The following is a 240-nucleotide window of genomic DNA, read 5'->3' as shown; positions in this document are numbered from 1 at the left end:
CACCAACGCCGCCCAGCCCACACAACTGGGCGGGATCATCCTCGGTAACCGGAACCTCAACGGCACCGCCGCGCAAATCATCCTCAACGAAGTCAACGGCGGCAATCCCAGCCAGTTGCGCGGTTATACCGAAGTCGCGGGGCAATCGGCGCGAGTGATCGTCGCCAACCCGTACGGCATCAGCTGCAACGGTTGCGGCTTCATCAACACCCCGCGCGTCACGTTGACCACCGGCAAACC

The 240-nt window shown here is 63.3% G+C and carries 1 protein-coding gene; it reads left to right on the top strand.

Annotated elements, in window-relative coordinates; all coding sequences use genetic code 11:
• A partial coding sequence (locus ACZ3HH_RS31065) for a two-partner secretion domain-containing protein (protein WP_465810563.1) occupies window positions 1-240 on the top strand: 240 nt, incomplete at both ends.

Source organism: Pseudomonas sp. PME37.24/025 (assembly GCF_055556615.1).
This window is presented reverse-complemented; position numbering and strand designations above follow the sequence as displayed.